The organism is Brevibacterium yomogidense, assembly GCF_016107685.1.
In the GTDB taxonomy this organism is placed as follows: domain Bacteria; phylum Actinomycetota; class Actinomycetes; order Actinomycetales; family Brevibacteriaceae; genus Brevibacterium; species Brevibacterium yomogidense.
This window is the reverse complement of record NZ_JABASY010000009.1, coordinates 57,663-70,182: the sequence shown is the minus strand read 5'-3', so window position 1 is coordinate 70,182 and position 12,520 is coordinate 57,663. Positions and strand designations below refer to the sequence as shown.

14 protein-coding genes and 1 pseudogene are annotated in these 12,520 nt (G+C 63.0%); 8 read left to right on the top strand and 7 right to left on the bottom strand.

The window, feature by feature from the left end; genetic code table 11:
- Positions 1 to 85 precede the first annotated feature (85 nt).
- From JFC09_RS15995 to JFC09_RS16790, 6 genes are all read left to right on the top strand, one after another.
- The gene (locus tag JFC09_RS15995; protein ID WP_332839804.1) at positions 86 to 370 is read left to right on the top strand and encodes an FAD-dependent monooxygenase; all 285 of its coding nucleotides are present in this window, start codon (positions 86 to 88) and stop codon (positions 368 to 370) included.
- A 345-nt stretch (positions 371 to 715) separates the two neighbouring features.
- Positions 716 to 1,456: a GntR family transcriptional regulator gene (locus JFC09_RS15990; protein ID WP_198395046.1), complete on the top strand. Its 741-nt coding sequence runs from the start codon at positions 716 to 718 to the stop codon at positions 1,454 to 1,456.
- Positions 1,453 to 2,298 carry a sulfite exporter TauE/SafE family protein gene (locus JFC09_RS15985; protein ID WP_198395045.1) on the top strand — a complete coding sequence of 282 codons (846 nt, stop codon included), beginning with the start codon at positions 1,453 to 1,455 and terminating at the stop codon, positions 2,296 to 2,298. The genes JFC09_RS15990 and JFC09_RS15985 overlap by 4 nt, the downstream gene beginning before the upstream one ends.
- Positions 2,295 to 2,618 carry a hypothetical protein gene (locus JFC09_RS15980; protein WP_198395044.1) on the top strand — a complete coding sequence of 108 codons (324 nt, stop codon included), beginning with the start codon at positions 2,295 to 2,297 and terminating at the stop codon, positions 2,616 to 2,618. Before JFC09_RS15985 ends, JFC09_RS15980 begins: the two co-directional genes overlap by 4 nt.
- Positions 2,619 to 3,204: 586 nt before the next feature.
- A complete protein-coding gene (locus tag JFC09_RS15975; protein WP_198395043.1) occupies positions 3,205 to 3,831 on the top strand; it encodes a recombinase family protein in 627 nt (208 codons plus the stop codon).
- A gap of 13 nt (positions 3,832 to 3,844) precedes the next feature.
- Entirely contained in the window at positions 3,845 to 4,009 is a 165-nt protein-coding gene (locus tag JFC09_RS16790) for a helix-turn-helix domain-containing protein (RefSeq protein WP_269770557.1), read from the top strand.
- Positions 4,010 to 4,030: 21 nt separating this feature from the next.
- On the opposite strand, the gene JFC09_RS17020 is transcribed toward JFC09_RS16790, so the two are convergent.
- The 6 genes and pseudogenes from JFC09_RS17020 to JFC09_RS16785 all read right to left on the bottom strand — a co-directional run bounded on the left by JFC09_RS17020 (position 4,031) and on the right by JFC09_RS16785 (position 8,726).
- On the bottom strand, positions 4,031 to 4,531 hold the full coding sequence (locus JFC09_RS17020; protein ID WP_332839805.1) for a PDDEXK nuclease domain-containing protein: 501 nt from the start codon (positions 4,529 to 4,531) through the stop codon (positions 4,031 to 4,033).
- 39 nt (positions 4,532 to 4,570) lie between these two features.
- A complete protein-coding gene (locus JFC09_RS17015) occupies positions 4,571 to 4,870 on the bottom strand; it encodes a DUF1016 N-terminal domain-containing protein (RefSeq protein ID WP_332839803.1) in 300 nt (99 codons plus the stop codon).
- A gap of 88 nt (positions 4,871 to 4,958) precedes the next feature.
- A pseudogene (locus JFC09_RS17010) lies at positions 4,959 to 5,156 on the bottom strand (hypothetical protein); the annotation flags it as partial.
- 264 nt (positions 5,157 to 5,420) lie between these two features.
- Positions 5,421 to 7,019: an ABC transporter permease gene (locus JFC09_RS15960; RefSeq protein ID WP_198395042.1), complete on the bottom strand. Its 1,599-nt coding sequence runs from the start codon at positions 7,017 to 7,019 to the stop codon at positions 5,421 to 5,423.
- Between the two features lie 89 nt (positions 7,020 to 7,108).
- Positions 7,109 to 8,038 (bottom strand): ABC transporter ATP-binding protein, encoded by a 930-nt coding sequence (locus tag JFC09_RS15955; protein ID WP_198395041.1) that lies wholly within the window; start codon positions 8,036 to 8,038, stop codon positions 7,109 to 7,111.
- A complete protein-coding gene (locus JFC09_RS16785; RefSeq protein ID WP_198395040.1) occupies positions 8,031 to 8,726 on the bottom strand; it encodes a TetR/AcrR family transcriptional regulator in 696 nt (231 codons plus the stop codon). The genes JFC09_RS15955 and JFC09_RS16785 overlap by 8 nt, the downstream gene beginning before the upstream one ends.
- Before the next feature lie 432 nt (positions 8,727 to 9,158).
- Here JFC09_RS16785 and JFC09_RS15945 point away from each other — a divergent pair, with 432 nt between their 5' ends.
- Positions 9,159 to 9,770 (top strand): recombinase family protein, encoded by a 612-nt coding sequence (locus JFC09_RS15945; RefSeq protein WP_198395050.1) that lies wholly within the window; start codon positions 9,159 to 9,161, stop codon positions 9,768 to 9,770.
- Between the two features lie 232 nt (positions 9,771 to 10,002).
- A complete protein-coding gene (locus JFC09_RS15940; RefSeq protein ID WP_198395039.1) occupies positions 10,003 to 10,365 on the top strand; it encodes a histone-like nucleoid-structuring protein Lsr2 in 363 nt (120 codons plus the stop codon).
- A 750-nt stretch (positions 10,366 to 11,115) separates the two neighbouring features.
- Here JFC09_RS15940 and JFC09_RS15935 read toward each other — a convergent pair.
- A complete protein-coding gene (locus tag JFC09_RS15935) occupies positions 11,116 to 11,637 on the bottom strand; it encodes a hypothetical protein (RefSeq protein WP_198395038.1) in 522 nt (173 codons plus the stop codon).
- Positions 11,638 to 12,520 lie beyond the last annotated feature (883 nt).

Genomic DNA, 12,520 nt, shown 5'->3' with positions numbered 1-12,520 from the left:
ACAGCACGCTCTATGAACCGAGAGTCCCTGCGGCTGCTTGACACGCACCATAGGGGCACCCCCATCATCGACCATCGGCCACAGTGTGCTGCTTGGAGACGCAGCCCACGCGATGACTCCCGACCTCGGTCAGGGCGCCGGGCAAGCCATCGAAGATGCAGCAACCCTGGTCCTGCTGCTACGCGATACTCAAGAAGGCACCGCTGACTTCGATCTAGATTCGGTGCTACGGCGCTACAGCCAACTGCGCCGTAAACGCACCCGCACGCTCTGGCGTCAGTCGCGATTGACCGGAAAGGTTGCACAGGCAAAGGCTCACTCAGCGCCGTCCTTCGCGATACTGCAATGCTCGCCGCACCAGCACCGCTGATGGTCCGAGCGATGGACAAACCTCCAGCACTGGCAAGCACCGTAACGGATGCCCGCACCGGGCCTGGTCACCGACACAGGAAGCGAATGTCCCGGTAGGGGAACCCTCACCGGACACCCTCGCCCTCGACCCTGATAAACGCGGGCACGCCTCGAGGTGTGAGTCGCAGGGGCAAGTGGCGTGGCTTTCGCAGCGGTTAGTGGCCGCTCCACCGTTCAGGGAGTCGATGAATGCCTTCGCGATCAGGACGACCGCCAGATAGCGCAAGCAGGATCGTCTTTGAACTGCTTGAAGATGGGAGGAATACTATATAGATATTATAACAATATAACGTAAACTGGAGGCATGACATCAGACGCCCCACTCTACGCACAGGTTGAGCAAGCGCTCGTCGCCCAGCTTGGCGTGGACCTCCATCCTGGCGACCGGCTGCCGACGGAGGGCGACCTGATCGAGAAATTCGGTGTCAGCCGTATCACGATCCGGCGAGCGATCCAGAACCTTGTCGCTCGAAACCTGATCGTCACCAGACGCGGGCAGGGCAGCTTCGTGGCCACGCCGAGCCTCAGGCAGCCACTGAACGCGCTGACCGGTTTCGTCGAGGACATGGATGCCCACGGCCTGCCCTCCCAGGCGCGAGTTGTGAAGGTCGAGGAAATCACTGCCCCGCCTGATGCTCGTGCGGCCTTGCAGTTGCCGCTCGGTGCGCAGGTGACCCATATCGAGCGCGTCAGGCTCGCCGCCGGCTATCCCGTCTCCTTCGACGACACTTATTTGCCCACCGGCCTCGGACGGCTTATCGCTCAGGACGATCTGGAGAACGAGCAGATTTTCACTCTGCTAGAGGATCGTCACAATACGCCCTTGCTTGAGGCCGCGTATGCGCTTCAGGCTAGTACCGCCAACGAGGAGATCGCCGAAGCGCTGCAGATCACTGAAGGATCCGCGGTCTTCCGAATCGAGCGGACGTCCTTGACGACCGGGCAGAGACCGGTTGACTACGAGGTTCTGCACTACCGTGGCGACGCGATCACTTTCACCACGCGTCTGCCCAGGTCCGGCAACGGTGCGGAGAGTCAGCAGTGACACTTGCTCTTTTCGCCCTGCTGTTCTTCGGCTCTCTGGCAGCAGGGGCGCTTGGCGGCGCGCTCGGCATGGCCGGCGGCATCTTCGTCGTCCCGCTGCTGACCCTGGCAGCTGGTGTGCCGTTCCCCGTCGCGGTCGCCGTGAGCCTGGTCTCGGTCATCGCGTGCTCCTGCGCCAGCGCGCCCAAGTTCCTGTCCACGGGTCTGACGAACCTGCGCCTGGCGGTCGTCTTGGAAGTCGCCACGACGTTCGGTGCACTGGTCGGCGTGCTCATGGTCGGGACTGTTCCCGATCCGATCCTCTACGGAATCTTCGCAGCCGTGCTGCTGGTCTCTGCGGTGCAGATGATCACCGGTCGCCGGGACCGGGGCCCACAGCCCGAAAACCAGGCTCTTAAGCACCCATCCCTGGCAGGCACGATCACGGGCGACGACGGGAGCGCCGTGGACTACCGGGTGTCACGATTACCGCTGGGGACCGGGCTCATGTTCGGGGCGGGCACGCTCTCGGCGCTGCTTGGCATCGGGTCCGGCGTGCTCAAGATCCCGGCCATGGACGCGGCCATGAAGCTGCCGATCAAGGTCTCGTCTGCCACGGCGAACCTGATGATCGGTGTCACCGCCTGCGGCGCTGCCGCTGCGTACCTGCTCTCGGGCACCCTCGACCTCGAACTGTCTGCGCCCGTTGTCCTCGGGTCGCTGGTTGGGTCGGTCCTCGGCGCGAAGATCCTCGTCAAGGCAGCCGGCCCCTCGTTGCGCATCGTATTCACGATCGTGCTTCTTGCTCTGGCCGTGCCCATGACCGCAAACGCAATCGGAATGAACTGGGGAGCCTCATTGTGACGCATCACACCACCACCGCCATGGCCACTGCCGCCGAGGACCGTCGGCTCGCACTGAGTATCGCCGGACTCATGCGCATCGGCACGGTCATCGCCTCCGCCCTACTCGTCGTCGGCGCAACCATCGCGTATCTGCAGCCAGGCCTGACTGCGACGATCCTGCTCGCCTGCGGATGCTCTCTCCTGGTTCTGTTGCCTGTGATCAGACTGGTGATGATGGCTGGTCACTTCGTCAGACTCACCGACAAGGGCTTCGTCGTCATCACGCTCACTGTCTTGGCGCTCGTGGTCGCCGGCGGGGTCGTCGGGATGGCCCTCTGACGGACGGGACTTGCAGGGGCTAGCTAGATGACGACTCGTTGGAGTTGTTTGCGGAAAATCGTTGTACTCACGAACAGCACTTGGGCGGGGCGAGGCTCGATCCCTGGCTCCTCGCCGGTGACCGGGCCCCAAAACTACGCCTCGAACTCGGTTCGCGTGAGAAGGATCATTCGAGACGCCGTCCGAGAGTTTCTCCTGCTGGCGCTGGGTGGCCTTCCCCTCGTCGAACCGTTCGAGAACGGCATCGCCGAGAGCTGGGCCACGACCGTAGCTCCAGCCACCATCCTCCCGCGGATCGAATGAAACAAACTCAGCCCACGCCTTGCGGCCACGGGCTGATCATGATGGCTCCGAGACAGTAGCAGGGCATTCAGCAGCTCTCTACGAAGTTGACCGGAGCGACCTAGTCCCATTAACTAACCTCCTTGGCCAGTACAGACCTATCATCCCAGTTCCTTGGTAGTGGAACGGTCTTCATCGAAGCGCGCTGCGATTGACCATCATCGGCATGCCTCCGTTCCAGAAGTCATCCCACAAAACCATCCCGTCTATTCCGTACGGTTCTGACTACTGGTACTCTCGGTGCATGGATTTGGGCTACGCGCGGGTTTCGACGGTCAAGCAGGACCTGGATCGGCAGATCGATGCTCTGCGCCAGACCGGCATCGCACCCGAGCGGATCTATGTGGACAAGAAATCTGGATCGACGGTCGACCGCCCCGGGCTCCGCGCGGTCCTGGAGTATGCCCGCGACGGCGACGTGATTGTGGTCCACACTTTGGACCGGCTCGGGCGCACGGTGCGCGACACACTGAACCTAATCCATGACCTCTCCGAACGTAATATCGGGGTGCGCAACCTGGCCGACCCCATCAAAGTGGACTCATCCAACCCGGACGACCCGATGGCGCAGCTGTCCGTGGTGCTGCTGGCGTTGTTCGGGCAGATGGAACGCACCTACACCCTCGAACGCGCCGCCCACGCCCGAGCGGTAGCGACCGCGAAAGGCCGACGTGTGGGGCGGCCGTCCGTGGTGGATCCGGACAAGTTGGCATACGCCGAGCATCTGCGCGGGCTCGGACACACGATGGCCGAGATCGTCGCCAAGACCGGCATCACGCGCACCAGCCTGTACCGCCACCTGCCGCCCCGGCCTACCGAGTCGGTGACTGCGGGGCCGGACACCGCGGCCAGCTCCGGCCCGGAGACCTGAACAGGTGATCGCTATGGTGCAGTTGAGCCCGCAGGAGAAGCTCGCTTTGCTGCGCCAGCACGAGCACGGTGTGCCATGGACGCGCATCGCTGCGGAATCAGGCGTGCCCTTGCGGACACTGACGCGCTGGTCGGCGCAGTATCGCGCTGCCGCGCGGGCACTGCTCATCGGCCACTAAACGCCGCGAGAACCACGCCATTTACCGTTGCGACCCGGCTGAGTCGTCCTCTACGTCGGTTTCCCGCGCGAGTTCGTCAGTGAATGCGCGCGCGATGGTGGCCTCGTCGGGCAAGGCCGCCTGCGCGTCCTCGGCGAGTTCGTAGCGGCTTACCGCGACCGGCTGAGTGGTGGAGGCTAGGGCATAGCGAACGACGGCATCGTTCTTACCAGCGACGAGGAGGATACCGACGGTCGGCTCGTGTTTGCTTGGGATGCGTAGTTTGTCGTCGACGAGGGCGACGTAGAAGCCCAATTGGCCGGCATCGCGAGGGTCGAACTTCGTGGTCTTCAGCTCGATCGCCACGTAGCGAAGCTGTTCGATGTGGAAGAACAGCAGGTCCACGAAGAAATCATCGCCGTCGACGTCGACGTGCAACTGACGTCCGACGAACGCGAAACCGGGGCCGAGCTCGTGGAGGGTGTCGACGATGCGGTCGACCAGCCGCTTTTCAAGTTCTCGCTCGGCTACGTCGCTGTCGATTGCGAGGAAGTCGAGCGCGTAGGGGTCTCGGGTGATCTGCTACGCGAGTTCGGAATCTGGTTGCTCGAGTGCGCCGTTGAAGTTCGTTAGCGCCGCTGCCTCGCGCTCGTGCAGCCTGGTGACGATCTGATGGGCGAGGACTGGTCTGCTCCAGCCATGGGCGACGTCTTTGGCTGCGTACCAGCCCCGCAGCTCATGATCATCGAGCTTGTCCAGCAGCTCGATGATATGACTCCACGGCAATTGTGCAACGGGTCGTTGCACATCCTTGTCGAAGTCTGGCCACGACTGGGCGAAGGCCCGCATATAAAGCAGGTTGCGTCTCGAGAAGCCCTTCATCGAGGGAAACTCGGTGCGGAGATCCGAAGGCGAGTCGCTCGAGAACCCCAGTACCCCATGCTTCCTGCAGTTGTCGGGCGAGGATGGTGCGTCCGATACGCCACCACAGCATCAGCAGCTCAGTGTTGGCTTTCCGCTGCGCTTGGAATCTGGCGGCGTGGACGTGCCGCTTGAGTTCCGCGAGCGTGGCTGCGAAGCACCGGGTATTAGGTCTGACACATCCCAACCGTAATGAAGTACGAAGCAACCTGTTCGTTTGGAAGCTCCCCCACCCGCAGTTCCTCACAAGGCGCAGCGTTGTGCACACGACTTCTGAACAAAAAGACCGATCGTGCAGAGGACTTCTGACAGCTCGCTGTCAAGAGTCGGCTGCACAAGCCCTGTCATGTCGCCTGACGGTGTGCAGCCGGCTTCTGAAAGTGACACTCCCGGTAAGCGGCGGTGGTGTCCGGTGGACGTTGGTGATCCGGTCAGGTGAATCCGGGCGAGTGAGTCCGGGCCGGTGACGATCAGTGCTCTGACCTTGTCGCTACCGTAACCGTTCGACAGGTCAGCCGAAGTCTCTTCTCCGCAACCCCAGCAGGCCGCCGGCAGCGAGGACCGCGGCGACGGCGGTGAGCGAGAGCAGGGTGAGCGGGCCCACCTCAGTGGATGGGTGTATGTGGGAGAAGGGGGAGACGGCGAAGACGGCGTCGCTGATCTGTTGGGTTTCCCAACCGAGCTCGATGAGCAGAAACATCCCCAGCGTGCCCCATCCGACGAGCGCGGCGAACTTGGGGAACAGACCGTAGGCGGCCTTGGCCAGAGCGGCCATCACCCACACGGCGGGCAGGGCCGCCATGGTGGAACCGAGGGTACGCGGCAGTTCGCTGGCGACGTCGCCGCTGACGAGGCTGTAGGTCAGCCCCGCGCTCAGGCCGAGAGCGGCGAGCAGCACGACCGGGCCCAGGACGGCGATCAGCAGGTGGCTCCAGGCCCAACGCAGCCGGGGGGTGGGACCGCTGAGCAAGGAGTCGGCGTGCCCGCTGGTTTCCTCCGAGCGGAGCCTGAGTACGGTCATGATGGCGTAGGCCGACACCAAACTCACCGAGAGGGCGTAGACGATCAGCGACACGAAGGCTTCGCCGACGTCGCCGGCTCCCGCGAAGGCGAGGAAGTCGCCCCCAGGTTGCGTGTCACTCAGAAGCTCGGTGGAGATTGGGGCGACCAAGCCCGCTAAGCCGCCGACGAGCGCGAACCCGACTGCGCAGGACAGCAGTGCCCTCCTGTGTAGCCGCCATGCCAGGGTGAGGGGGCTGCGCAGCCCCGGCCCGGCCTGTGCCGGTCCGGGCCGTGGCCGCAGGAACCCGGCGTCCAGGTCGCGGCCCGCACTGAGTGCGTAGGCTGCGGCGCCCAGCATGGTGGTGAAGCCCAGGATGAGGGTGAAGACCCACCACTTCTCGTCGGCGAAGGGGTGGGTCAGGCGGGTCCAGTTCAGCGGTGAGAGCCACGCCAGCCACGCGATGTCGCTGTCTTGACCGGCCGCGTCTGCGGCGATGCGCGGGAGGAAAAGGACGGTGAAGGCCATCAGAGAGAGGCCTCTGGCCGTCCTGGCGCTCTCGCTGGCCTGGGCGGTCACGCCGCCGATGGCAGCGCACATCCATCCGGCACCGGCGAAGGAGAGCCCCAGCGCGAGGGAACCGGCGGTGGGAAGCCCGAATGCCATCAGGACGATCGTGACGGCGACGGCCAAGGCCAGGTTGGCGCCGAATACCGCGGCCAAAGCGGCGGTGAGCGGTGCGTTGCGGCCTACGGTGGTGGAGCTGAGCAGTTCGCGTCTGCCCGATTCCTCCTCGGCGCGGGTGTGACGGATGACCAAGAGCAGGCTTGGAATCCCGGCGAAGATCATGCCCATGACCCCGACCCGCCACGCGACCAAGCCTCCCAGGGTGGAGGCGAAGATGGGCCCGAGCATGCCCAGGGTCGCTGGGTTACCGTTGCTCTGCTGGCTGAATATTTGGCGTGCCTCGGCCGTGGGGTAGAGCTCCTGGAAGGCGGTCGTCTGGCTGGCTACGATGAGCACCGGCAGGGCGATGAAGAGCGCGAGCAGGATCCGGTCGCGTCTGAGGATCAACCAGATCAGGGCCCCAGTACCGGTGAGGGAGGCCACCAAGCTGTCCATTCCTGCTGCGCGGTTCCGCCGTTCGGCGTCTTCTGCCTCCCGTGGTGGCGCGGGAGCAGTTCCTCCATTGAGGGAGGTCATCGAACTGTCCCTTCCCGCTGTGTGGTCCCATCGTTCGGTGTCTTATCCGTGTGGTAGTGGCGCAGGAACAGCTCCTCCATGGTCGGGGGTTGGCTGATGAGGCTGCGCAGCCCGAACGGGGTGAGGTGACGGAAGACCCCGTCCAACTCCTCGGTGTCCACCTGGAAGCTCACCCGCCTGCCCTCGACGGTGAGGCTGTGGACCCCGGCGAGGTCGCCGAGGCCCGAGACAGGTTCGGCGAGCTCCGCCCGGACGGAGGTGCTGGTGAGGTGGCGAAGCTCGGCCAGAGTCCCGCTCTCGACCGTCTTGCCGTCGCGGATGATCGAGACCCGATCACACAGGGCCTCGACCTCGGCGAGGATGTGGCTGGACAGAAGCACCGTCCTGCCACGCTGGCTCTCTGCCTTGATGCAGTCGTTGAAGGCGGCTTCCATCAGCGGGTCGAGCCCGGAGGTGGGCTCGTCGAGCAAAAGCAGCTCCACATCGGAGGCCAGCGCGGCAACCAGGGCAACCTTCTGACGGTTGCCCTTGGAGTAGGTGCGTGACCGCTTTGTGGGGTCGAGCTCGAAGAGCTCGAGAAGTTCTGCCTTCCTCGCCGGGTTCAGCCCTCCCCGCAGCCGTCCCAGCAGGTCCAGGATTTCGCCTCCGGAGAGGTTGGGCCACAGCGTGACGTCACCCGGGACGTAGGCCAGCCGCCGGTGCAGCTCGGTGGCCTGGGTCCACGGGTCGCCGCCTAGCAGGCGGACGGTGCCGGAGTCGTGCCGCAGCAGCCCCAGCAGGATTCGCAGCGTGGTCGACTTCCCAGCGCCGTTGGGACCCAGGAAACCGTGTACCTCGCCCGTGGCCACGGACAGATCCAGTCCGTCGAGTGCACGAGTTCGGCCGAAGGTCTTCACCAGTGCCGATACCGATATTGCCTCAGTCATCGTCAGATGGAACCTCGTGTGTTGAATGATGTGTGCCGGGTGCTGTCTCGCCCGGGCCCGCGGGCTGTTCCGATCGGTGGGGGAGGTCGGTCAAACTCGCCCGCCAGCTCTCGGCCCGGTCGGTGTCAACGAGCCCTGGCGCCAGCAGGTCGAGGGTGGCCAAGCTGACCCGGGCCACGCCTTCTTCGGAGAACACAGCAGTATCGAGGGCATGGCCGACATGGCGGTGCAGCACGGTGACACCCAGCCGCATGGCGGTGAGCACGACCGCCTGCGCGTGTAGGTCACTGGTGCCGTCCTCGCGTGTTCGCAGGTGGTCCTCGGTCACCGCCACCAGTGCCTCGAAGACGGCGGTCGCGGCCGGTGAGTCCTCGACCAGGGCAAGCGCGAGATAGCGCACCAGCCAGGAGTCCTCCTGGCCGATGTGGTGACCCTCGGGCAGCTCCCCCTTGGTCACACTGCCTTTGGCGATGTCGATGTAGGCGGCAAGGGCGTGCGTGTCACAGGCTTCCCGCAGCCCGTCCTTGCTTCCGAAGTGGTGCCGCACAAGGGCTGGCGACACACCCGCCGCCGCCGCGACATCGCGCATGGTGGTCGCGGCGAAGCCGCGCTCGGCGAACTGCCGCAAGGCGGTATTGCGGATGCGGGCGCGGCCCGTGAGGTCAGAAGCGTCGGCTGCAAAAGCCATACCCCGACTGTACACAGAAACAGCCAATTGCACAAGGGGGCAGCCTGCTGCACAGCGGGACAGCATGAGGCTGCCTGATCGCGGCACCAGTGGCCCGGGCCAGCATGCCCGCGCATGTCAAGTAGCGCCCATTCGAAACCGGGCCCCTGCTGAACCATCACGGAAAAGCCACGGAAAGGGATATAGCGACTCCAGGGACCGCCTGCGTCCGTCTCTGAGGACCGTCCCGGTGGCCGATCGACTTGCGGGACGTCAGCCCGGCTGGCATCGCTCGTCATTGAGACCGCCACGAAGCGACCGAAGAACACCGCCATTTAGCAGACGAAGTCACAACTCCGCGGATAGACGAGACCTGGTTATGTGGCGGAACTCAGTGCCGTTTTCTATGTGTCGATTCTTCTGGTCGTGCATGAGAATTGGTACATTAGTGGCATGGGACACGCTCTGGGCTATGCGCGCGTATCGACCGGCGAGCAAGATGCCAGCCTCCAGCACGACGAGCTGACGGCCGCCGGCTGCTATCGGGTCTTTACCGATACCGCATCCGGGTCGCTGGAATCACGTCCCGAGCTGAACAAGGTTCTCGATCAGCTACGACCGGGGGATACCTTGGTGGTGTGGCGGTTGGACCGCCTCGGTAGATCAATTCGGCATCTGATCGATCAGTTGGCGGCCTTGCAAGAGCGCGGGATTGAGTTCCGGTCCCTGCAAGAGAACATCGACACCAGCTCCTCAGGTGGCCGACTCGTGTTCCACCTCTTCGCCTCCCTGGCCGAGTTCGAGCGCGACCTCATTCGCGAACGGACGAACGCCGGGCTGAGAGCCGCCCGAGCTCGTGGTCGGACCGGCGGCCGCCCGCCGCTGCTGACAAAAGACAAGCTCCGCACCGCCCGAAAGCTTTATGAGCAGCAAGACATGACTGTCGCCCAGATCGGCGAGGTCCTGGGAGTCAGCCGCACCACTGTCTACCGAGCGCTGCGCCGTGAAACCGGAACTGCCACTCCCGTCCGTCGTCGACAAACGACGATAAAGCCGGAGCCGTGAAAGTCGAAGGAACTGGGTTCACGAACCCAGGTAGCGCTTCCCTGCAAAGAAGACATCTACTAGCCGATACAAACTGTCAGACTCGGAGAAATCCGCGATTGCAGGTTCCTGTCAAGCTTTTACTCGGCGGAAGGCCCCTAGCACGTGAACGACTGCGGGCCAGTATTGGAAATCCTCAAACTCGTTATGCAATACTCCTGAAGCACTGTAAGGCCCTTAGACGGAGTTAACCATGGCAAAGCGCATCATCGAGGTTCTGACCTCTGACCTCTCCAACGAGGAGAGGTCAGATATCCAGACAGTAAAGTTCTCCCTGAATAACCAGGCCTACAGCATCGACCTAACGGAGGAAGAGGCCGAAGACTTCGAGCTGCTGTTTCAAGACTACATCTCGGTCGCGCGCAAGGAGTCCCAAGCCGCTATCCGCCGCCGGCAGGGGAGCCCTACCGCACGGGGCAGTAAGTCCGTGGTCGAAGAGCAGACAGGCGCGCGCCCCTCTGAGGTTCGTGAGTGGGCGAAGGCGAACGGGCACGAGGTGTCCGAGCGTGGCCGCATCCACCAAGATGTCATCGCCGCTTACAACGCTGCACACTGACCTCGGAAGCGTGTGCTGTGTCCAGAACGCCGGATACACCCACGGCTTCAGTACGTTGACCGCAGATGACAAACGCGAGCCCTGGTCCAGATCGCACCGAGCCGGCCACGTACGCGTCGTGGATCGAGACGAACGGCCAGACCGGTTCCCGCGCAGGTCCAGGCCGCCTCTCGCCAGGTGCTTGCTGCGTCAGCAGCGACAGTCATGCGTACGCCAGTATTTTTGGAGAACCTAGGGTCAGACGACATGCCTAGATGCCCGATTGCTTCGAACAATCGATCCGTCATTGCTTGCGGGCGTTACGGTCGGTGCGGTCGCGACGATCGAAGACCTTGTGGGCTCGGAGTACTTAGCACGCGCGAAGTGCTCCGACGCGACGTCGAGGCCCAAGAAGGGACTCTCATGCACGATGTTGTTCCCCGCCTGAAGACGAACCCAGGGACAATCCGGGCTTCTGCTCCCAACAGCGGAGCACAACTGGAGAACCGGGCCCGGGATGTATCAATGAACCCGGTCATTTCGGCGTAAGCGGCCTGGCTCCGCGGTGAGAAACGCTGAAACGGTCTTCAGCATCTCTTTGGCTCGTTTGAGCTCTTTCACCTCTCGGCGAAGCGGCTTGAGCGCCCCAAGGTCCGCCCCCGTGGAACCTTCCTCGAGTCCCGCATCCCTGCGGGTCCGCTTGGACCAACCTGGGAAGGTGCGGTGCGAGGTCACGAGATTCTCTCCGATGGCGGCAGCAGCACGACGGCTTCACTCTGCTCGACAGAGAAAAAGAAGAAGCTGGCGAACTTCACCCTGAGGATCCGACGATGGGCCGAGCTCGAAGTCACTTGGCACGGTCAGCGTAGCGGTAATCGTTACGATCGCACTTACGCTGAGTACAGCGCCTACAGCACCGATACCGCTCCAGTCTGCTTCGAAAACCACGCGTCGAGTCTTGTTGTTCACTAGATCCACGCGCGCGACTTGATCTAGCCCTTCAAGGGACACCTCTAGAACGCCGACGTTCAAGGCACCTGTTCGCTCGATCGTAAGTACGGACCCCGCAGGAATCGGTGAGGCTGCAGGCGCTTCGAGCTCAAACCCCTGACCGATCACTCCCAGCGCGCCGCATGAGCCAGTAACTGTGATGCCTTCGAGAACAGTTGGAGGTGATGCCTCTATCGCTGGCGCTGCGGTCACGATGGTGACGAGCGGGGTAGACCACGCGACTCCCCGAACGAGTCTTCTTCGAGAGACGCCGGGCGCCTTCCTCTCCTGATCATGTGTCACAGTACGCCCCGATCCGTTGTGACTAGGAAGCGATGGGACTTCACTTTTTGCTGAAAATCGATGCGAATGCTCGGCTCGAACGGTTCAACCGTATCAGTAGGATATTGGGGTCGCCAATACACCGCATCCTATTGAACCTCGATATTGAAAGGAAGCATCCCCCAGGAGATGAAGAGGCCTGCGATCCACGCAACATTTTTACCGAACACGCGCGCGCCCGACTCCTCAGCACTGGAGTTCCACGGATCCGCCAGCAGGTTTCGTCTTGGAGACACCCGTTCGGGGGAAGACGCTCATCGGACCGTCGTTTCCCGGGCACTCCCTGGCTTGCCGTTCCTGTGTCGTTACCCTCGGCGTCGATCGTGTTGGTCAGCGTGACCTACACGGTCGTGAGATGAGGCCCCGACCCCTTCTGCATGCGTTGCCGGCGGGTTAAAGCGCGGCGACAATCCACGAAAATTACACACACTGGATCGCCTCCGAGTTCGTGGGGAGTCTCGCCTAAACGGAAGGATAGGCTCATGGCAGCCTGCGCTTTCGTCTACATATATGTCGCTTCGCTACCTTGACTCGACACTTAAAGAGAGAACGTTGGAGAATAGAGAAAGGAAATAGAAAAGATGGATCCTGCTGATACGACGGCACTGTGGATCGCCTCTCAGCACACAACCTACAACCCGCTCATTGACTATCAGATCAGAGCGGCCGGTATGACTCCTGCTGAGTTTTTCCGCAGACTCGACCGCCTCGCATACGATGCGGCAGCAGAAGAGTATGACTCTGCAACTGTACGACGAGTGCGGGAAGCCCACAGTCGGAACACTGAAGGAACAAAACCTGAGGCATGAAGCGTCAGGCGGATCGGAGCTCTCTGAGCTTCTAT

What these genes read in the sequence shown, in the direction of transcription:
- JFC09_RS15990 (WP_198395046.1), top strand. Translation starts at nt 716, where the DNA reads ATGACATCAGACGCCCCACTCTACGCACAGGTTGAGCAAGCGCTCGTC.
- JFC09_RS15975 (WP_198395043.1), top strand. Translation starts at nt 3,205, where the DNA reads ATGGATTTGGGCTACGCGCGGGTTTCGACGGTCAAGCAGGACCTGGAT.
- JFC09_RS16790 (WP_269770557.1), top strand. Translation starts at nt 3,845, where the DNA reads ATGGTGCAGTTGAGCCCGCAGGAGAAGCTCGCTTTGCTGCGCCAGCAC.
- JFC09_RS17015 (WP_332839803.1), bottom strand. Translation starts at nt 4,870, where the DNA reads ATGAAGGGCTTCTCGAGACGCAACCTGCTTTATATGCGGGCCTTCGCC.
- JFC09_RS15955 (WP_198395041.1), bottom strand. Translation starts at nt 8,038, where the DNA reads ATGACTGAGGCAATATCGGTATCGGCACTGGTGAAGACCTTCGGCCGA.
- JFC09_RS16785 (WP_198395040.1), bottom strand. Translation starts at nt 8,726, where the DNA reads ATGGCTTTTGCAGCCGACGCTTCTGACCTCACGGGCCGCGCCCGCATC.
- JFC09_RS15945 (WP_198395050.1), top strand. Translation starts at nt 9,159, where the DNA reads ATGGGACACGCTCTGGGCTATGCGCGCGTATCGACCGGCGAGCAAGAT.
- JFC09_RS15940 (WP_198395039.1), top strand. Translation starts at nt 10,003, where the DNA reads ATGGCAAAGCGCATCATCGAGGTTCTGACCTCTGACCTCTCCAACGAG.